The organism is Mycoplasma sp. 4404 (assembly GCF_034863325.1).
GTDB lineage: Bacteria > Bacillota_I > Bacilli_A > Mycoplasmatales > Metamycoplasmataceae > Mycoplasmopsis.
The window spans coordinates 468,705-489,205 of sequence record NZ_JAYFFE010000001.1 but is presented as its reverse complement, the minus strand read 5'-3'; the positions used below and the strand labels follow the sequence as shown (position 1 = coordinate 489,205).

The window sequence follows — 20,501 nt, the reverse complement described above, 5'->3', positions numbered from 1 at the left end:
ATTCAGACATTTTAATGAATTATTAAAATAACTATTCAGTTTTCAAAGAATATTTAGCACCTTTAATGGTGTTTTTTTATTTTATTAAAAAATATTATAATTTTAATATATGGCAAAAATAAAAAGAACAAATATTTCTAAAAGTAACACAAAAAGACGTCAACAATGACATCTTAAGTTAAAGAAAGATAAAGAATTAAGTAAACTTTATTTATGCAGAAGGCGAATAGGTAATGTAATTAATGCATCGAATACCCTTGTATTGAAATTGGCAAATGAAGAATTATCATCTGAATTTGAGAATAAAATTGAAAGACTAAATAAAGAATTGAAGAAATTCATTTATTTTCAAGATGTAAAATTTATTTTATATTTTGTGAAACAAAGATTAGGATTAATAAATAAAGATAATGACAAGTTATCATATAAATTTATAGGTTTTGAATTATTTGATATCTTGTTTAAAGAAATGAGATTACTATTCAAAACAAAAGATATAGATCATAAATTATTTTGCAAAGTCATAACAGATATCATTTCTAATAAAATATCAAATATTGATTTACTGAATGAAAAAATTTCGAAATATAATCCTACAAATACTAATGATGAGTTCATTAATGATATTTTATTTGAGAAAGTAAATCAAAATAAAGAAATTATTTTGGAAAATTTAAACAGATTTGTTCATAAATTCACAAAAAGAGACAGAATTCACAAATTCAATAAATATATTTACTTACATATTACAAATATTACAGAAAAGCATTTTAAAAATAAGAAATTTATTTTCAATAATTTAAATCAAATGATAAAAACATCAGATGAACATTACACTATAATAACGCATACAAATTGAGTAGGTATACCTATTAATGTTTTCTTATTCAAACATCTTCCTTATGCAGATAAGGATAAACTAATTTTAGATACTATTCAGTTATATAAAAGAGATGATAAAAGTATTTCGGTTATTCCTTATGATTGACCTCTTGATATCGAGAACTTATCAAGTAAAAGTAAGGAGCTTAATAAGTCAGTTGCTAAATATATTATGTATTCTAAAAATATATTTACTGAAAAATTAAATGACCATTACAAAAAGAGAATAAATACAGTTTGATCTAGAGTTTTTAGTAGAAAAGATAGTAATAAAGTAAATATTATTTCTAAGAAACCATTAAATCGTCTAAATTACTTATACATAGAAAGTTCTAAAGATAAAGTCAATATAGATAAACAGGATTTAATTTATTTCAACAAATTGATAAATTTCGTAGAAAATAGAGATGATAATTTTGATGTAAGTAGTCTAAATAATATTGAACCAGATGAATATTATGAAAAAGAAATGAAATATTCAAAAATTAAAACCATCATCAATGTAAAAGATGGTTATGAAGCTCCAAAATTATGAGAGAAAATTCGCAGAGATAATAAAAATTTAGGATTACATTTTGCTTTTACAAATTTCAAAATACCTAAAAAGAAAGATTTAATTGATATATTAAAAAATGATGTAGATAACTATGAAAATAGTCAAATGATGAATATATTGATAAGTAGTTATAAAAAGTTTCTGAAATCATTTGAAGATATGAATGGATTTCTATTTACTAATTTAATAGCTATCTCAATAATTAAAATATTAAAATATATAATAAACTTATTTATTCGTTCAAATCCATATTGTATTTGTGATGAATTTAGTACATCGGAAATTTTACAATTAATTATATTTAATGAAACTAACAAATTCAGTAGTGAAATTAAATATAACCTTCAGAATTCGAAAGAAGATGATGTATTCTTTAACTTTTTAAACAAATATGATCAGTTTGCAAAAATCTTGAAATGAGCATTAATCAAAGAAGACAGTGATGATACTAATACACCTATTACATAGGTAAAAAAGTCTATTTTATACTCCTTTTATCAAATAATTTTATATAATATAAAACATGTTCAAAATAGGTGTGGATGCAACTAATATTAATAGATTTATTAATAAAAAAACATCTTTTATAAATAGAGTTTTATCAACGCAAGAATTAGCAGAATATAATCAAATAACTGATCAAAATTTGAAAGCTAAATTTCTCGCCAGAGCATGAGCTATTAAAGAATCTATTTACAAAATTGATAATAGCTACATCGATTTTCGTAATATTGATTTAGTTAAAAAAAACAATATTTGAGAATTTAAAAACTTCTGTATTTCTATTACATATGTTGATAATTTAGTTATTTCCGTTGCTATTTCTAAGGAGAAAAATGAAAAAATATAATGTAAATGTAATTTTTAAGATGATTTTATTTTCACCAGTTTGATTATTCAGATACTTTTTAATTAAATGAAAAGCTAGAAAATATAGAAAATCACCTGAAACAAGTAAATTAATCGAAAGATATGCTTTCTTACTCAAACTTTCTAAAAAAATGTTAAACCTTTACAATGTGGATGTAAAAATTGAGGGATATGAAAACCTTCCACAAAATGGTTCTGTGTTATTAGTGGCTAACCATAAGTCAAACTTTGACTCTTTAATCTTAATGAAAGCTACAGAGCAACAATCATATGAACAAGGTGCTAAAGCTATGATACCTACTTTTTTAGCTAAGAGCGAGCTACAAAAGAAAAAAATAGTTAAGGATACTTTGTCACTTTTAGACACTGTTTTTATTGACAGAAAGAGTATTAAAAACAGTTTAAATGCATTAGGAGATTTCGGTGCATTTGTTAAAGTTCAAAAAACATATGGTGTAATTTTTCCTGAGGGAACAAGAGTGAAAAGTGAAGGTTTAGGTGAGTTTAAAGCTGGTGCATTTAGAGTTGCACAAAAAGATTATATGGCAATTATTCCTACTGTAATAATAAACTCTTTAGGTTCTGATAGTGTGCACAAAAAGCAAAGACAGCAAGTTACTGTTAAATTTTTACCAGCATTAAAACCATCTACATTTATGAATCAAGAAACATCAAAATTAGCAGAAAGAGTTAAAGGCTTAATTGAGTCAGAATTATTGAAGGAAAAAGATGAAAACTAATTACACAAATTACGATTCAGAATATAGCTTTAAAGTTGAAAAGTTTAATTTTGATGGACCATTAGATTTATTACTTGCATTAGTTAAAGATAAAAAGATCAGTATTAATGAAATTAACTTAGTAGAAATAGCAGATAGATATTTAGAAATTATTTCTCAATTAAAAGAGCAAGATATTGATTTAGCTGCTGATTATTTAGTTATGGCTGCTACATTACTTAAAATCAAAGCAGCTATGGCAATACAAGAACCAGGACAAGAAATCCCTGAAGAAATTGAAGAAGATAAAAGACAAATTTTGAGACAGTTAGCTGAATATGAACAATTTAAATCGATTAAAGAAGCTCTTAAAACATATGAATTAGATAGACAAGATATTTTCATCAAAGATCCATCAAATGTTGATGAATTTATCGTTGATACCAATGACACTAGGTTAGACGGTCATTCTAACCCAGTTAAATTAATTGCTGTTTTAAGAAAAATGTTTGAAAGAGTTTATGCTCAAAAACTTAGAACAGCAAAATTAGAAACATTTAAACTATCACCATCTGATCAATATGGAATGATTAAAGAGTTACTTAGAAAACATGAAAAATTAACTTTCCAAATGGTCTTTTCACAACCAAGTATGGGACACTTTGTTGTTACATTGCTTGCTGTATTAGTTTTAGCTAAAGAACAATATTTAAAAATAATTCAAGAAAAAGAATTTGAAGAAATCTCAATTATTAGAGGAGAACTTTACGATGAAAAATAAAATTTTAGAAGCACTATTATACATTCAAGGAGATGATGGACTTAACTTAGAACAAGTTAAAGACATTTTCTCACTAGCTACTTTAGCTGAAGCTAAAAAAGTAATGCAAGATTTCTTAAGAGAGTTTAATGACTTAGAAAGAGCGCTTAAAGTAGTTAACTTCAATGATGTTTACAAATTAGCAACTAGAGAAACATTCAAAGATTATGTTACAAAAATGGTTTCAGTTGTTAAAAAACAAAGATTATCAAATGCTGCTATCGAAGTCGCTGGTATCATCGCTTACAAACAACCAGTTACAAAAGGTCAAATTGCATCAATTAGAGGTGTTGCATCTGATCAAGTTGTTAATACACTTTTAATGAAAGGTGTTATTGAAGAAGTCGGGATTTCTCCTACACCAGGTAACCCTGTTCTATATGGAGTTACAAACAAATTCTATGATCACTTCAAATTAACAAGTATGAGGGACTTACCTAAAATGACTGAATTTAACTATGTAGAAGGTGTAGAAGATGAAAATCAAGACTTCGACTTATTCGGAAGTCAAAGAGAAGAATAATTATATTCAAGATGCAAAATTACTATCACAAATTTAGTGATAGTAATTTTTATTTTTCTGATAAAAGTGAGTAAAACGAACAAAGAGTATGCTTTGTCCGTTTCATATTAAAATATTTTTATGAAGCAATTAAAGCTGAAGCGGTTGGTAAACTTATTTGATAGATTTTCTTAGAAGACTCCTCAATTTCTTTTCTAGGAAATTGCTTGAGAAGATTTTAACTTATTCAATCAAGTCTCACATATTGATTTGATTTCTCTAATTTTGCTTGCCATTCGTGAAGGTAATGTGTCTATGACACTATTCTCAGGTAATTGAGAATAAGCTGATTGGAATACTACAATAAATTGTGCTCTTTCTTCATCTGTGGTTTTATCTTCTAGTTCTGTCGAAGAACATGATACAGCAAATCCTGTGATAGTCATAGTAGGTGCCAAAACACCTGATAAAATTAATAACTTTCTAAGTTTCATTTGTCTCTTTTATATAAATTAAATTTAATTTACATAAAATATATAGCTTTCATTTAAGTCTTGCAGACTATATTTTCAGCAATTTTAATATCCATTTTATATGTTGTTCAACACTTTATTAGAGGGTAAAAAATATGTTTTGACTAAAAATTGATATTACATTTTTTATTTTATTTAATAAAATAAAAAAATATAATTACATTAATAAAGCAGGTAGAAATGATAGAAATAAAAGCAACATTAAATGATTCAGGAAGAACAATCTTAAAACTTATTCAAAAATATTTCCCTAATTTGAGTAAAGGATTTGTTGAAAAGTTATTTAGGAAAAATGAAATTAAAATAAATGGATTAAGAAAAATTCAAAAAAATCAAATTGTAAGTGAGAATGATGCTATCACTATTTATGGTTTAAGTGAATCTGATTTCCAAAAAGAATATGAAGTTAAAAAATCAACTTCAGTTAATTTGAAAGTTTTATATGAAGATGAAAATATTTTAGTTTTAAATAAAGCGACTGGAATTTCAGTTCACGATGAAGATGATTCGTTAGATGAACAAGTTTTATCATATTTAAACTATGTGCCTACTGATAGTTTTAAACCAACGCACGTTGGTCGTTTGGATAAAGAAACAAGTGGGATCATCACTTATGCTAAAACTTATGAAGCGGCTAGACAATTGAATGATAATAGTGAATTCATCGTTAAAAAATATATTTTCATCAGTGATATTAAGTTAGACAACTTTTTTGAACATAAACCTTTTGTAGTTAACAATTGAATTTACAAAGATGAATCAAATAAAAAAATGAAAGTTTCAAAAAATAATATAAAAGACGCTAAGCAAGCTACAACTTTATTTTATTCAGAAAAAAATCGAAAAATTGCACAAATTAAAACAGGCAGAAAGCACCAAATTCGTGTGACTTTATCAAATTTAGGTTTTCCTATTTACGGTGACAAAAAGTATGGTGGTAAAAAAGAAACTAGATTAATGTTACATTCATATTATGTTAAATATAAAAACATGAAGAATAATTTAAGTTATTTAAATGATTTAGAGTTATATTGCTTACCTAATTGAAAGAAAGGTTAATTATGGAAAAATTAGATATTGAAAAATTAAACCAAATAGTTAAATCATTAATGTTTGAACCTACTAAAGAAGTTCAAGAACAAATTTTGTTAATTTGAAAAGATATTCAAGATGGAATTAAACTTCTTGACAAACTTGATTTATTAAATGTAAAACCAATGGAAAGAATTAATGAGCAACCTATTTTAGAACTCCTACGTGAGGACATTGAAGATATGAGTTATTCAGTTTCAAAAGGAAACATTTTAAATAATGCAAAAGAAAAAGATAGTGACTTTATTTTACTTACAAAGGTGGTTAAATAATGAGTAGAGAATTTTTAAATAAAGGTAATTTTGAAGCTGCATACAATGAACTTCAAAATGATAACAATAATGCAGTTAGCTGCTTATATGAAAAATCAGAACAAGTTTTAAATTCAAGCAATCTACTCAATGGTGTTGTTTTAACTATCAAAGATGTTTTTGCCACAGAAGATAAAATCACTAGAGCTTCAAGTAAGATTTTAGAAAACTTCAAACCTTATTACAATGCTACTGTTGTTGAAAGACTTTTAAAAAATGGTGCGATTCCGGTTGCTAAGGTTAATAATGATGAATTAGCTTTAGGAGGTACAGGAACTCATAGTGCATATGGTTCAATAGTTAACCCTAAGGATACTAAACGTTATGTTGGTGGTTCTTCATCAGGTTCAGCTGCGACAATGACAAAAAATATAGGCATTGCCTTAGGTTCAGATACTGGAGATAGTGTTAGATTGCCTGCTTCATTCAATGGTTTAGTAGGGTTTAAACCATCATATGGTGCAATTAGTAGATATGGAATGTTCGCTTATGCTTCATCATTAGATACAGTTGCTTACTTTACCCATAACGTAAATGATGCAATCATTACTGCACAAGCTGTTTTTGGTAAAGATGTCAAAGATATGACTTCAGTTGATGTTCAAATAAACAATGCAATTAAAACAAAACCAAAATCAGTAGTTGCTCTTGATTTTAGTTCATTAACAAAAGATTATGTGAATGCAAGATTTAACCAGCTACTCGAAAAATTAAGAGAGCAAGGTATAGAAGTCAAATTAGTGCAACCAAATTTTGATATTTTAAACACAATTTCTATTGTTTATAAAATCATTTCTTTCTCTGAAGCTAGTTCAAATTTAGCTAACTTAAATGGAATAGCTTTTGGTTCAAGGGTTGATGGAAACTCTTGAGAAGAAGTTATGTTTAATACAAGAAGTCAAAAATTTGGAAAAATGGTTCAAGAGAGATTAAGTTTAGGAAGTTACTTTTTATATTCAGAAAATCAAGAAGAAATTTTTATTAAAGCTCAAAAAGCTAGAAGAGTTATTGCTAAATACTTTGAGGACTTGAAAACACAAGGCGATGTTTTGATCTTTCCAGCTTACGCAGGCATTGCTCCACTATTTGAAGATAAATCAAAAAATGGTGTTATGGACTTTATTTTAACTGGTGCAAATTTATCAGGTCACCCATCAATAACAATTCCATTAGGTGAATATGAAAATATGCCATATAACTTAGCTCTTGAAACAAAATTATATTCAGATGAAAAATTATTAGGTTATGCAGAATACTTTGAAGAACTTATAGGAGATTTAAATGAATAATTTTGAAACTATTATAGGAATTGAAATTCACGTTGAATTAAAAACTAAAACAAAAATGTTTTCACCAGCCGGAATTGACTTTAATGCAGAACCTAATACAAAAGCACACCAAATTGACTTAGCTTACCCAGGAACATTGCCTCAAGTTAATAAAATAGCAGTTGAATATGGAATCAAACTTGCAAAAGCTCTTAATATGCAAATTGATGATGAATTACATTTTGATAGAAAAAACTACTTTTATCCAGATTTACCAAAAGGTTATCAAATTACGCAGTTTTTTAGACCAATCGGAAGCAACGGTTATGTAGAAATTCAAACTTCAGATGGATTAAAACAAATCGGTATCGAAAGAATTCACCTTGAAGAGGATACTGCAAGACAACACCACGACGATTTAGTTACAAAATTGGATTATAATAGAGCTGGAATCCCTTTAATTGAAATTGTTACTTACCCAGTGATTAGAAGTGGTGAGGAAGCTGCATTATATGTTGACATGATTAGAAAAATTGTGCAATTTTTAGATATTTCTGAAGGTAAGTTAGAACAAGGAACATTAAGAGCCGATATTAATATTTCTCTTAAACCTTATGGTGTAGATAAATTTGGTACAAAAGTTGAAATAAAAAATATGAACTCAATTTCTAACATCAAAAAAGCAATTGATAATGAAATTAAAATTCAAAAAGAAAAACTTCTTAAAGGTGAAGAAATATTACAACAAACAAAACGTTTTGATGATCAAACTAACACAAACGTAGTTATGAGAACTAAAACAGGTTCTGTTGATTACAAATATTTTGCAGATCCAAACATTCCGATCATTAAGTTATCTCAAGCATTTATTGATAATGTTAAATTAAATGAGCTTCCAAACCAAAAAGTAAAAAGATATAAAGATGCAAATATTGCAGATATTTACATTAACAGTTTAATTGATGATATACCATTAGCTAATTACTTTGACTCTATTGATTATGATAATAAGGAAGCTTTATCAAAAATTTTCTTCTCAGAAGTAGTTTCATTAGCAAATGCACAAAATAAACACGTTATTGATCTTGATATTAAACCTGAATATTTAGTTCAGAGTTTACAATTATTAAACCAAGAAATTATTTCAAGTAAGTCGCTTAAAAAACTTATAACACTATTACCAAGTTATAAAGGTGACATAAACGACTTATTAGATGCGCATAAATTAAAACAAATAACAGATAAAAATATTATTGCAAGTTATATAGACGCAATTATTAAAAATAATATTTCAATGTTAGATGAATATGAAACTAGACCTGAAAGAGTCATTAAATTTATACTTGGTGCATTAATGAAAGAAACTAATGGACAAGTTAATCCACAGTTGTCAAATGATATTGTTTTAGAAAAAATCAATGAGTTTATTAAACAAAAAAACTAATACAAACACTGATTATAATAAGTTAATAAAACTTAAAAATGTAACTAAAAAAACTAAAAAAACCTTTCATCAAAACTTAATTTTTCCTGAAAGATTTACATTTTTTTCAAAGATTTATGAGTTTATAATCAAGAAATGCTTGATTAGATTTTTCGCAAGCATACTGATTTGAGTTAGAAATGAATCAGATCATAGAAAACGTTTAAAAGTTGTGGATAATGTATATAGTAAATTCACAAGTAGTGAATATAACTTTATTTGATTGTCTACTGCATTTTACTTATTAATATCATTTGTCCCTGTAATATATGTGGTTTTCTTGTTAAACATATTTTTCGGTTTTATTCCAGGCTATAACAATCTAGTTGGAAGCAATTTCCAAGATAACTTCATAACAATTATTATGTCAAGATTCATCCCTGGGTCGCAAAACTACTTACAAAGCATTCAAATGAAAGATCAAGGTACATCTGCATTCAATTTGCAAGCATTGCTACCTAACATTTTCCTATTTTTATCATCACTATATATATCAAGCACAGGATATGGAAAGTTAATTTCAGCAAATAACTACATTTACAAACATAATAAAATTGGTTCATATTGAGGTAATAAAATAAAAGGATTATTCTTAGTTTTATTTGTATCAATATTATTCTGAGTTTTTTCAACAATTGACATCATCATTGAAACAAAAATAACAGAAAAATATAACGGAACGATTTGATTAAATACGTTTGTTTATATATTAATTTCATTTGTCTTTGTGTTTGTAATGTTAGTCGGCTTATTCAAACTTATTCCATCATTTAAGTTAACCATTAAATCTGTTTATAAAGGAGCTATCTTATCAACCACTCCAATTGTTTTATTAGTATTATTATTTAAAACAATCAATCAACACATTAACTATGACAAATATGGTGGTCCTGTAGGGTTCTTCCTTACGATTGCATTCTTTATAAACTGAGTTGTTTACTTTATGTTCTTAGGTATTGCTTTCAATAATGCATACTATAAAAACTATATCAGTGAGAGAACAATCACAAAGAGAAATTGATTTATTTAACCAGTATACACTGGTTATTTTTATTACAAAAGAGTATAATTAAAATATGAGAAAAATGTTAAAGCTAACTAATGACTATAAGGATAGAATTTTAGAATTCCTTTATGCACAAGACAAATACCTTAATATGATGTTAATTGCAGATATCGAAACATTTGGTCTAGAAGGCGAAAATATTGATAGTTACATTGACTATGTAAATGAAAGACCTGTTTTAATTTTTTATAGATTCCATGATACATTGTTAATTTTCGGAAGAAAATTAAGAGGTAAATACGAAGATTTAGAGAATATTGTTAAAAAATATAATATCAAGAACTTTGTCTATCAAAAAGAACTTTATAACGAATTAAATAATGCATTATCAGTAATTATTGGAAATAATATTGTCCCTACTTATCAATATGTTTTAACTTTAAATAAAAAAGATTTTAAGAAACCAACTAATTTAAAATCAACAATGATTAAAATTTCAGATCTTGAAAATATCATTGAAAGTAGAAAATTAATTCCTGAATTCGCAGGGCTATCATCACATACGCTTGATATTAAACACTTAAAAAGATCATTTGAAAAAGGTGCATATTGAGGATATGTGCTAAAAGATGAAAATGAGAAAGTTTTATCACATGCATCAATTAACTGTCAATCAAAAGATGCAGTTATGATCGGAGGTGTTTTCACAATTCCTGAAGCAAGAAAGAAAGGATATGCAAAGGATTGTGTAATGAACATTTGCGAAAGGATACTATACATAGAAAAAACACCTGTTTTGTTTTTCAGTAACAAAATTGCAGGTGCTATGTATTATGGACTTGGCTTCAAAGATTATGATAAGATCGCTTTAACAAAAGTTAAACCTACAATCAAACAAAAATAATTACTTTTATCCCTAAAAATTGTGGAAAAAAGTTTTTTTGTATTATAATATTGTTATTACAAGCTTTTAAAAGGAGACATTGAAATGACTAAAAAAGAATACATTTTAGAAGTTGCAGATCGTGCTGAAATGACACCAAGAGATGTTGAAAGAGTTTTCGATGCTATGGTTTTCGTTCTTAAAGAACAATTAATCATGGAAGATAAAGTTAGATTATCACATTTAGGAATTTTTTCAACAACAGTTAAACCACAAAGAAAAATGGTAAACAAATTCAAAAAATCAGAAAATGATGCTGATTTTATTGTGGTTCCACAAAGACGTGTTGTTAAATATACACCTTCAAAATACTTACGTGAATTAATAGATTTTAAAGCTTAATTTAAAAATGTTAAATATCCAGGAAATTCTAAAAATAACTTTTTAGAATTTCTTTTTATTTCTTCATATTTGACACTACTTTTATTTTTAAAATATTGTAATAATTCTGGAACAGTTATTTTATAGAACTCATCATATAATGAAAAGTACACAATAGCAAAAGAAATGCCTTTATTGCTATGTATAAGGTTTAAATATTCGATTTGATGTTTCTTAAATAATTTTTTAGTGAGTGAATTATTATTTGTACTCTTGGCTTCAAAACAAATAAATTGACCATTATACATACCTACGTAATCCACTGTTGATTTCTTAATTCTAAATGAACCCAAGACATTATTTTTGGTCTTTGATTGAATATTTTTTATATCAAGAGGAGTGCTCTTTTTCTCGATGAATGCAATGTTCTCTTGTCATAAATAAGCTATGGTGTTGTTGATTATTTTTTCTAAAAACATCCCTCTATTTTTATTATTTGAACTAATTTGCATATTCTAATTTCTCCATTCTTAATTCAAGTTCAGCTATCCTATGTTTTATAAAGTCAGATGATCTAACTTTCTCTAATCTTTTCATTTTTAAGAACATTAATCTGGAAATGTAAATGTATATAAAAGGATAAATTATGTAGTATCAAAATTGATAATAAAACTTATATGTAACATTTGCTTTTGATAATAGCTGGATGAAAGATTGTGCTAACTCAGCAAATGGAACCGCTATAAAAGTTATTGGTAAAGTTAAGGTAAAGAAAATAATTAAAAACTGAAATATTGGTGTCAAAATAATTGAGTAAACATAAGATATTAAACTAATTTCTCTTATATATGCACTAATTATGGATATAGAAATGAATCAGGGTACGAAATAACCTACAAAGAAGTTTGTTGCTTTTTGCTTTCATTTTTTAGGTTTTCAAAATTTATCCAAATCTACATTTAACATAACGATAGTCAAAATATATGATAGTCAATAACCTAAATTCATAACACTATATGGTCTAAAAGATAAGAATAAAAATGCTATTACGAATAATGAGCAACCGACATTCAATTCTTGATCTTTTTTAAATATTTTTCAAAAATGAATGACAAGTATAAATAAATAAGTTCTTATGATTGACACTGATTTCTTGCAAAATAGAAAATAAATAGTAAGTATAAGAATTTGTAAGATTCCATATTTATCAAATTTTGAAAATATCATTCTAACGAATACGTAAATAGTACCCAGATGTAGACCGCTAACAATCATTAAATGAACTACTCCCATTTCTTTTAAGGTAGTTAATGTTTCGTTATTTGTAGATGTGTTTATACCAAAAATTAATGGGAAAATAAAATCAGAATATGCTTTATTTTTGTTTAGAAAATGGTTATAAAACATATGTCTTAAATTGAACCAATTATTAACAACAATAACTTTGTTAGGTTTAATTAAAAAATCAATTTCATTAGCTAGCAAGTAATTTGATTTTACTTTAAGTTCCTTCAATGTTCCTCAAATAAATATTTTTGAATAGATAGTTATTTGGTCTTTAGCAGATTTTAATTCAGACCTGTTGAGTATGAATTTGTTCATAAATTTATCCTCAACATAAAGAGCTTTATCGGACATATCAATCACTGTGTAAGTTTCGGAGACACCTTTATTACTGTAGAATCATGCATTTATAATAATATGTTTAAGATTAAAAAATATCAAAAATGTTAATAATATTGCTAACAAAATTACGAAGTCATTTCTTTTTAAAATAATGGAAAAAATAAAGAGTGGAATTAAATATACCAATAAAATTAAATCTGAAGTGACTAGCAATAAACAAAATACAGATAAAATTAAAAAGAAATTAAACCATCTTAAGTTAATTCTATAACCGTTTGCAAGTATTCTATAGTACGAGTAGAAATTCCTTTTATATCTAGCAATTCTCGTCATGAGTGTAAACTTTCATTCTTTTCGCGATGTTTATAAATTAACTTTGCAACTCTTGAGTTTAGACCTAATCATTTTAAAGTCTCAACATCTTTGATTTCTTCCCATTTTATTTTGTATTTTCTTAAACCAACATTAATGACACTAGATGTAGTTGCTAAATCATCTAGGTTGTAATTACTTATATCTGAACTTGTTTTAAGCTTTACTTTATTAAAAACATCTCTGTATGTTAAAGGCTTGTCTGATTCAAATGTAGCAGGAAATAATACATTACCAGCTACTGTATATTTGTAAATTTTATTTTGCTTATTTAGTTCGTCATCTATTTTCTTTGTTTGTTTCATTTCTGTAAATTTAACAACACTTATGAAAACACCTGAACTTAAACAAATAATTACTAATAATATATTGAATCAACTAATCTTTTTCATACATATATTTAGTAAATTTCTTCAAAAATGTACAAAGTAGTAAAAAAGTGCATAAAAAAACACTCAAAGAGTGGTTTGTTAACAATTGGCGGGGCAGAGAGGATTCGAACCTCCGCTGGTGTTGCCACCACTACAGTCTTAGCAGGACCGCCTCTTCAGCCTCTTGAGTACTACCCCAATAATTAAAAATATTATAATATAAAAAATAGATTTTCTTAATTCAATTAAAAAAATATTTCAACTTATTAATTATGCTTCTCTAATTCCGTTAAAATAAAAAAATCATGAAAAAAGAAATTACATTATTCGAAATGTTTGCAGGAATAGGTTCGCAATACAAAGCATTAAAAAATATATCTAAGAAATTGAATTTTTCAGTTAAATCACTAGGAACATGTGATTTTTATATTGATGCCATTGTATCATATTTAAGCATTCACTACGGTATATTAGAACCAGAAAATAAGTTGACTAAAGAAGAAATGCTTGATAAATTAAACAAGTATCTTTTTTCTGCCGACTCCAAAAAACCAGTTAATAAAAAATACTTTATGAGAATACCAGAAAATAAATTAAGAAATTTATTCTCTTATCTTTATTCATATGTTGATAATCACTATATGAGTGAAAGATATGGCTTCAGAGAGAGAGAGAGAGAGAGAGCGGTACAGACATTACTGCTTATAACACTTTACCTAAAAGCATAGATATTTTTACTTATTCATTTCCTTGTCAAGATTTATCACAACAAGGTAAACAAAGAGGAATTAACGAAAACACAAGATCAGGGTTATTGTATGAAATTGAAAGAATTCTTAAAAATAATTTAGATAGATTACCTAAGGTCTTATTATTAGAAAACGTTAAAGCATTGGTTTCATCTAAATTCAAAAACGATTTTCTCAAATGAATAGATGCATTGGAAACATTGGGTTATAAAAGTTATTGAAAAGTTTTAAATGCAGTTGATTCAGGTTCGGCTCAAAATAGAGAAAGAGTTTTTATGGTTTCTATTTTAGATGGCGAAGATTTTGAATTCATTCAAAAGAATGAAAAAAACTTAATGCTCAATCAAATCATTGATGAAAATGCTGTTCATATTGATCTGACAAAATTATTAACTTTATACAAAAAGACACCATTTACATTAACTAAAAACAAAATCAATAAGTCTAGATTATTAGGATACACTAATTTCAATAGTGAATCTTACATTTATAAAACAGATCACAAAGGCCCTACATTAACAGCTTCTGGTGCAAATGCAAGACTGAAATTCTTATTAGAAGAAGAAAAATTAGTTTTAATAAATTCAGAAGAAGCATATCTATATATGGGGTTCGATAAAGTTGATGCATTAAAGGTTCGCCAAACCGGTTTAGTTCATGAAAATAAAATGATTTTTACAGCCGGAAACAGCATATCTGTTGAAGTTTTAGAAGATATATTTACTGAAGTTATTAAAAAATATTTTTAATTATTATGAATTTTGAATCTAGTGAATTTGTAAATTTAAAAAAACAAATTAAAATTTATAGCATTTTAAACGTATTTTCTAAAGAAAACAGCAAAAATCATTTTAATGCAAAAATCTATTGCTTTTTTGATTCAAATGGACTATTAATTTATTGATATATAAAATTTCTTGCAGGTACATCCTTAGATTTAAAAACTACTACAAGATGATTTAAGGATAAAACCACCACATTTAAATGTAGGGAAAAATTATTTTCACTTATCGGTAGCAGTTTAAAACAAGAACCTAGAGAAAACAAAAATGATAAAAATATCTTATTTTTAAATAATCAGGAATTAGCTGCTCTGAATTATTATGTTAATTTTGATTATAAAGGAACTTTTAATAACTTAATTGGTGTATTAAAAGGTAATAATCCAACAGGTAGTTATGAAAAACCAAACAGTTCCGAAGTAAAGTCTAGTTATGAAAATCTAAAAAATAATCCACTTATGTATTTGGATATTATTAAAGACAATTGATATTACAATAGTTTTAAGAACTTTATAGCAAATGAAGATGATTTCAACAATCTACTTAGCACTTTGAAAAAAGAAAATGATTTTATTAGTTACTTCAAAAATAGTGGTAATAATTCATTTTTACCTATTCAAGATTTAATTCATACAATTGAATACGAAAATAAAACAAAAGGTCTTAATGATGATGAAACTAGAAAAGAATTTAGAAATAAAATAAAAAGAGTCAAAAAACCACTAGAAACATTATTTAAAATTCAAAATGAAATAGAAAATCAAATTTCAAGAACTAGATCAAAAGTCCAAAAAATTCCTACTGAATCAATTCAATCGTTTAATTTAGAAGAAAATACAATAATTGAAAGAGCTCATATTTATCCTGTTTACAAAATAAAGGAAAGAATAAGAAACGAAATAGAAAAATGATTTTCTAAAAACATCATTGATTTAAGAGATAAAATTAAAAGAGATGCATTAATGATGATTTCTGATGCAAATAATTTATTAAATTTATCACCTGATATTCACGAAATTTATGATAAACAGAATCTTATTTATTGAGACACAAGTGGAAAGTTGTGCTTTATTTACAAGGATAAAATTTCAAATGATAGTCAAGAAAAGTTAAGTAAATCATTTAATCAAATTAGAAATTTAACACCTGAAATGAAGAAATATTTACAAATGTATTTTGATGAAATAGCAAGTACTTATATTCATAAAAAAGATTAGCTTATGTGTGAAATAAAAGCTAAAAATGTATAAAATTTATAACATCTATAAATATAAGGAGTTTGTATGGAAAAAAAATATGAAAAATTAGCTTCTAGATTAGAAAAATATATGTCAATTGAAGCTATTTCTAGATTTGAAGAACCAGTTGCAGATGAATTAAGAAAAAACATTAAACCAGGTTTTGAAATTTCACGTGATGCATTTGGTTCAATTGTTTTCTTCAAAAAATCTAAAGTTGCTAATGCACCTAAAGTTATGTTAGCTGCTCACATGGATGAAGTTGGTTATATGGTTAAATCAATTGCTGAAAACGGAAACATATTAGTTACAACAATTGGTGGTGTTTGACCATCTGTAGTTATCGGAACAAAAGCAGTTGTAGTTTCATCAAAAACAAATGAAAGATTTTATGGTGTATTCGGACACACAAGTATCCATATTATGGATAGAGACAAAATCGCAGTTGCACTTAAAGAATCGGACTTATTTGTTGATTTAGGTTTCAAATCTAAAAAAGAAGTTGAAGAAGCACACATTCAAATTGGGGACAAAATTTTCTTATCTGGAGAAACAATTCATTTTGCAAATAACATTATTGGTGGAAAAGCAATGGACAATAGAGCAGGTGTGACTGCTTTAGAATTTATCGCAAATAATATTGCTGATTTAGAATTAGGATGTGATGTTTACTTAGTAGGAACAGTTCAAGAAGAAGTCGGAACAAGAGGTGCTAAAACATCAGTTTCAATCATTAATCCAGATGTAGCTTTTGCTGTTGACACAGGCGCTGCACACGATACAACAGGTGCAAAACCTGGAACACCAGTTTTAGGTAAAGGAGTAAGTCTTTTAGTTAAAGATGGTGGAACATTGCCAGATCCAAAATTAATTAATGTATTAACAAATATTGCTGCTACAAAAGAAATTCCAGCTTACAAATATGTTGCCGAGGGTGGAGGCACTGATGCAGCTGAATTACAATTTGCTCCTGGTGGCGCTGCAGTTATGACAATTTCAATTCCACAAAGATACTTACACAGTCCAATTGGATTAGCTTCACTTGTTGATATTCAAGCTACAATTGATTTAATGACCGAATTTATCAAAGCATTTGATAAAGAAATGTATGAAGAAAAATTAGCTTACAAATAGTATTGAATTTTGAAATTAAAAGTAGATAGAAAATCTATCTGCTTTTTTGCTTTAAATTAGTTTTTAGACAGCTTGATAAGGCTATCATTTAGAGCTAAAAGTAATATAATATAGAAAATTTAATAATAGATTCAGGAGGTACGAGATTATGGCAAAAGTATTGTTCATACTTATAATAATTGTTTCAATTATTGTTCTTTTACTCTTAGTCTACTTGCTTTCTGTGAACTTATTTAAACAATCATTACAAAAATTTAGTATACGCTCAAAAGATGCGATAACTAAACAAAATCATCAAAATCAATCTTTATATTCAAAAGTTAAAACAACGACTTATTTTAATCACGAGCTTGAGAATATGCTTAATTCATTGATTGAAGTGAAACAAAGTATCGAAACTATAAATCAAGAAATTTCAGTTAAACTTTCTGAACTTGATGAATTGCTAGCTGAAAAACAAAAAGTTAAATCTTACAAAAAATATAAAGCAATTAAACAACAACAAAAAGAAGTTTCTAAAAAACAAATAGAATTTAACAAAATTTCAGATGACTATTCAAAGAACTGAAACAACATTGATGAAATCACTTCAACAATTCTGGAGATTAGGGACTTTTTAAATGGCAAGCTTAAAAGTTATGAGAAAGCAATACCTAATCAATATGAAAATCTTCAAAAAAAATTAGCTGAATTATCAATTCAAATCACATTAATTGATGATCTTAAAGTTAAAGCTGATTTCTTAAAAGCTCTTGAAAACATAACAAAGAGAAAAGAAGAATTGGAAAACTATACAAAAATCATTTTTGCATCAAAAAATATTGAGTATTCACTTTTTGAATCTCTACCAAAAGTGCTCGAGCAAGCTATAAAAGATAAAAATAACGAGCAAATTAAAGGTAAATTAATAGAGTTAAAAGATAAAACAACAGCACTTCAATCAGCTATTAAAGGTAAAAATACTGCTGAAACTTTAGATGTAAATATTAAGTCAATTTATAGAACTTTTTACAAATTAGTCAACCTTGTTAATTCAATGTTTGCTATTAAAGATTTCATTGATCAAACAATTCCAATTATTCGTGATTTATATTCTAAATTGAATAAAACTCACAAAAACATACTTGCACCAAATAGTATTCAACAAAAAAATTATGAAGCAGTAAAGAACGCATTTGACAAAATCAAACAATCTTTTGAAAATAAATCATTAAAAAACATCCAAACATTAGTTCAAGATTTAGTTGTTAAATATGAAAATTATGAAAAAACTAATGTAGTTATTGAATCAAAATCTAAAGAATTAAAAGAACTAAATGATAATTTTCAAATTCAAATTGATGAAGCTATTGATACCTATTTATCTTGCATTTATCATCCTGAAATCCCAAATGATCCAAAAATAAATAAATTAAGATCTGAATTAATTTATTTATATGAAAGAAATTTCAAAAAACAAAAGTCCTGAAATAAAATTAAGACGATTTGAGATGAATTCATTAGTAAATTAGCTACTTTAATTAAAGTGATTTCGCTCAACGCAAAATACAAAGAAATTTATAACAATATAAGATTAGAACTTCAAAGAAATGACTCATTTATAAATAATCAAGAAACTTTTGCTAATTACATTGATATTAGCAAAAGTATTGAGAATGTAATTAAAGAAGAAAATAATTATAAAAATGCTTATTTAGCACTTAAAAAGTTTTTAATAAAGGAGAAATATGTACAGTAAAATTTTGATTCGTTACGGCGAGTTAGTGCTGAAAAAGAAAAACAGAAAACAGTTTATTAATCAACTTGCAATTAATATTAAACACATTGTTGGTGTAGCTCCAGAAGTTGAATTTGACAGAATGTATTTACCTTATTCAGAAGAAAATATGAATAACTTAAATTATGTATTCGGAATCAGTTCATACTCACCGGTTATGGTAGTTGAAAATGATATGGAAGTTTTCGCAAATGCAGTTTTATCATCAATCAGACCTGATTCAAAAACTTTTAAAATTGCTGCTAGAAGAAATTATAAAAAGTTTGAATTCGCATCAGACCAAATTAACAATTACCTAGGTGGTGTAGTCTTAAAAAACACAAATCTTAAAGTCGATGTACATAATCCTGATCAAACTTTTTATGTTGAAGTTAGAAACGGAAAAACTTACATTTTCTCTGATTACACTAAAGGTTTAGGAGGTTTACCTGTAGGAGTGTCAGGTAAAGTTCTTCACCTTATTTCTGGTGGTTTTGATTCTCCAGTGGCTGCTTGACAAATGATGAAAAGAGGACTCAAAGTTGACTTTTTAACCTTTATCACACCTCCTCAAACAGATATTAGAACTGTAGAAAAAATTACAAATCTGGTTAAAGTTTTAAATAAATATCAAGTAACATCAAACTTATTGATTGCAGATTACTCACACTTAATGAACTACATTTCATTTGTTTCAAAAGAATCATACAAAATCACTTTAATGAGAAGAAGTTTTTACCGTATAGCTGAACAAATAGCACAAAAATATAATCAACAAGCAATTTCAAATGGTGATAATTTAGGTCAAGTTGCATCTCAAACAATTGAATCATTATCGACAATTGGAGAAGCAACAAGAATGCAAATTTTACGTCCATTATTAACATACGATAAAAATGATATTATTGATATTGCTAGAAAAATCGGTACAGAAAATATTTCAATTATTAAAGCTAATGAAACTTGTGAACTATTTGCGCCTAAAGAACCAGTTACAAAACCTACAATTCAGGAAGCTTTAAGACTTGAAAATGAACTTGAAAATATCAAAGAACTAGAGCAAGAATTGCTAAATTCAAAAATTGAATTAGTTAAAATCAAAAAAGAAATTTAAGCTGTATAGCTTATTTTTTTATGCAACTTAAAACTTTTTATTTCTATGCCATA

22 protein-coding genes and 1 tRNA gene are annotated in these 20,501 nt (G+C 26.4%); 18 read left to right on the top strand and 5 right to left on the bottom strand.

Annotated features, from left to right (window positions below; translation table 4 throughout):
* Window positions 1-109: 109 nt before the first annotated feature.
* Genes VBN07_RS01740 through scpB form a run of 5 tightly spaced genes read left to right on the top strand, consistent with a single transcriptional unit; the run spans window position 110 to window position 4,370 of the window.
* On the top strand, window positions 110-1,906 hold the full coding sequence (locus tag VBN07_RS01740; protein WP_323177597.1) for a hypothetical protein: 1,797 nt from the start codon (window positions 110-112) through the stop codon (window positions 1,904-1,906).
* 55 nt (window positions 1,907-1,961) lie between these two features.
* On the top strand, window positions 1,962-2,288 hold the full coding sequence (locus VBN07_RS01735) for a 4'-phosphopantetheinyl transferase superfamily protein (protein WP_323176489.1): 327 nt from the start codon (window positions 1,962-1,964) through the stop codon (window positions 2,286-2,288).
* Complete coding sequence (locus VBN07_RS01730) at window positions 2,275-3,048, top strand: lysophospholipid acyltransferase family protein (protein ID WP_323177596.1); 774 nt, start codon at window positions 2,275-2,277, stop codon at window positions 3,046-3,048. The genes VBN07_RS01735 and VBN07_RS01730 overlap by 14 nt, the downstream gene beginning before the upstream one ends.
* Entirely contained in the window at window positions 3,038-3,808 is a 771-nt protein-coding gene (locus VBN07_RS01725; RefSeq protein ID WP_323176487.1) for a segregation/condensation protein A, read from the top strand. Before VBN07_RS01730 ends, VBN07_RS01725 begins: the two co-directional genes overlap by 11 nt.
* Entirely contained in the window at window positions 3,798-4,370 is a 573-nt protein-coding gene (gene scpB, locus VBN07_RS01720; protein WP_323176486.1) for an SMC-Scp complex subunit ScpB, read from the top strand. The genes VBN07_RS01725 and scpB overlap by 11 nt, the downstream gene beginning before the upstream one ends.
* A 194-nt stretch (window positions 4,371-4,564) precedes the next feature.
* Here the strand turns inward: scpB and VBN07_RS01715 are convergent, their stop codons facing one another.
* Window positions 4,565-4,795 carry a hypothetical protein gene (locus VBN07_RS01715; protein WP_323177595.1) on the bottom strand — a complete coding sequence of 77 codons (231 nt, stop codon included), beginning with the start codon at window positions 4,793-4,795 and terminating at the stop codon, window positions 4,565-4,567.
* A gap of 267 nt (window positions 4,796-5,062) precedes the next feature.
* On the opposite strand from VBN07_RS01715, the gene VBN07_RS01710 reads away from it, so the two are divergent.
* The 7 genes from VBN07_RS01710 (at window position 5,063) to VBN07_RS01680 (ending at window position 11,327) form a co-directional block, all read left to right on the top strand.
* Window positions 5,063-5,941, top strand: coding sequence for an RluA family pseudouridine synthase (locus tag VBN07_RS01710; protein ID WP_323177594.1), 879 nt, complete (start codon window positions 5,063-5,065; stop codon window positions 5,939-5,941).
* Between the two features lie 2 nt (window positions 5,942-5,943).
* Entirely contained in the window at window positions 5,944-6,246 is a 303-nt protein-coding gene (locus VBN07_RS01705; RefSeq protein WP_323177593.1) for a glutamyl-tRNA amidotransferase, read from the top strand.
* Window positions 6,246-7,574, top strand: coding sequence for an amidase family protein (locus tag VBN07_RS01700; protein WP_323177592.1), 1,329 nt, complete (start codon window positions 6,246-6,248; stop codon window positions 7,572-7,574). The genes VBN07_RS01705 and VBN07_RS01700 overlap by 1 nt, the downstream gene beginning before the upstream one ends.
* On the top strand, window positions 7,567-8,997 hold the full coding sequence (gene gatB / locus VBN07_RS01695; RefSeq protein WP_323177591.1) for an Asp-tRNA(Asn)/Glu-tRNA(Gln) amidotransferase subunit GatB: 1,431 nt from the start codon (window positions 7,567-7,569) through the stop codon (window positions 8,995-8,997). Before VBN07_RS01700 ends, gatB begins: the two co-directional genes overlap by 8 nt.
* Window positions 8,998-9,136: 139 nt before the next feature.
* Window positions 9,137-10,066, top strand: a complete 930-nt coding sequence (locus VBN07_RS01690; RefSeq protein ID WP_323177590.1) for a YhjD/YihY/BrkB family envelope integrity protein — start codon at window positions 9,137-9,139, stop codon at window positions 10,064-10,066.
* Between the two features lie 46 nt (window positions 10,067-10,112).
* Entirely contained in the window at window positions 10,113-10,946 is an 834-nt protein-coding gene (locus VBN07_RS01685) for a GNAT family N-acetyltransferase (RefSeq protein WP_323177589.1), read from the top strand.
* Between the two features lie 84 nt (window positions 10,947-11,030).
* Window positions 11,031-11,327, top strand: a complete 297-nt coding sequence (locus VBN07_RS01680) for an HU family DNA-binding protein (RefSeq protein WP_257089537.1) — start codon at window positions 11,031-11,033, stop codon at window positions 11,325-11,327.
* Here VBN07_RS01680 and recU read toward each other — a convergent pair.
* The 4 genes from recU to VBN07_RS01660 all read right to left on the bottom strand — a co-directional run bounded on the left by recU (window position 11,324) and on the right by VBN07_RS01660 (window position 13,873).
* Window positions 11,324-11,818 carry a Holliday junction resolvase RecU gene (gene recU / locus VBN07_RS01675; RefSeq protein WP_323177588.1) on the bottom strand — a complete coding sequence of 165 codons (495 nt, stop codon included), beginning with the start codon at window positions 11,816-11,818 and terminating at the stop codon, window positions 11,324-11,326. The two genes, VBN07_RS01680 and recU, sit on opposite strands and share 4 nt — an antisense overlap.
* Window positions 11,808-12,944: a ComEC/Rec2 family competence protein gene (locus VBN07_RS01670; protein WP_323177587.1), complete on the bottom strand. Its 1,137-nt coding sequence runs from the start codon at window positions 12,942-12,944 to the stop codon at window positions 11,808-11,810. The genes recU and VBN07_RS01670 overlap by 11 nt, the downstream gene beginning before the upstream one ends.
* 242 nt (window positions 12,945-13,186) lie before the next feature.
* Window positions 13,187-13,696, bottom strand: coding sequence for an MAG0490 family ComEA-like DNA-binding protein (locus VBN07_RS01665; protein ID WP_323177586.1), 510 nt, complete (start codon window positions 13,694-13,696; stop codon window positions 13,187-13,189).
* 86 nt (window positions 13,697-13,782) lie between these two features.
* Window positions 13,783-13,873, bottom strand: a tRNA-Ser gene (locus VBN07_RS01660).
* Between the two features lie 107 nt (window positions 13,874-13,980).
* Here VBN07_RS01660 and dcm_N point away from each other — a divergent pair.
* The 6 genes from dcm_N (at window position 13,981) to thiI (ending at window position 20,448) form a co-directional block, all read left to right on the top strand.
* Complete coding sequence (dcm_N, locus tag VBN07_RS01655) at window positions 13,981-14,403, top strand: DNA (cytosine-5-)-methyltransferase N-terminal subunit (protein ID WP_323177585.1); 423 nt, start codon at window positions 13,981-13,983, stop codon at window positions 14,401-14,403.
* Window positions 14,328-15,173 (top strand): DNA (cytosine-5-)-methyltransferase, encoded by an 846-nt coding sequence (dcm, locus tag VBN07_RS01650; protein ID WP_323177600.1) that lies wholly within the window; start codon window positions 14,328-14,330, stop codon window positions 15,171-15,173. Before dcm_N ends, dcm begins: the two co-directional genes overlap by 76 nt.
* Window positions 15,174-15,178: 5 nt before the next feature.
* A complete protein-coding gene (locus VBN07_RS01645) occupies window positions 15,179-16,423 on the top strand; it encodes an MAG4270 family putative restriction endonuclease (RefSeq protein ID WP_323177584.1) in 1,245 nt (414 codons plus the stop codon).
* 66 nt (window positions 16,424-16,489) lie between these two features.
* Window positions 16,490-17,578, top strand: a complete 1,089-nt coding sequence (locus VBN07_RS01640; RefSeq protein ID WP_323177583.1) for a M42 family peptidase — start codon at window positions 16,490-16,492, stop codon at window positions 17,576-17,578.
* 148 nt (window positions 17,579-17,726) lie between these two features.
* Window positions 17,727-19,316 carry a hypothetical protein gene (locus VBN07_RS01635; RefSeq protein ID WP_323177582.1) on the top strand — a complete coding sequence of 530 codons (1,590 nt, stop codon included), beginning with the start codon at window positions 17,727-17,729 and terminating at the stop codon, window positions 19,314-19,316.
* Window positions 19,306-20,448, top strand: coding sequence for a tRNA uracil 4-sulfurtransferase ThiI (gene thiI / locus VBN07_RS01630; RefSeq protein WP_323177581.1), 1,143 nt, complete (start codon window positions 19,306-19,308; stop codon window positions 20,446-20,448). The genes VBN07_RS01635 and thiI overlap by 11 nt, the downstream gene beginning before the upstream one ends.
* Window positions 20,449-20,501: the final 53 nt, after the last annotated feature.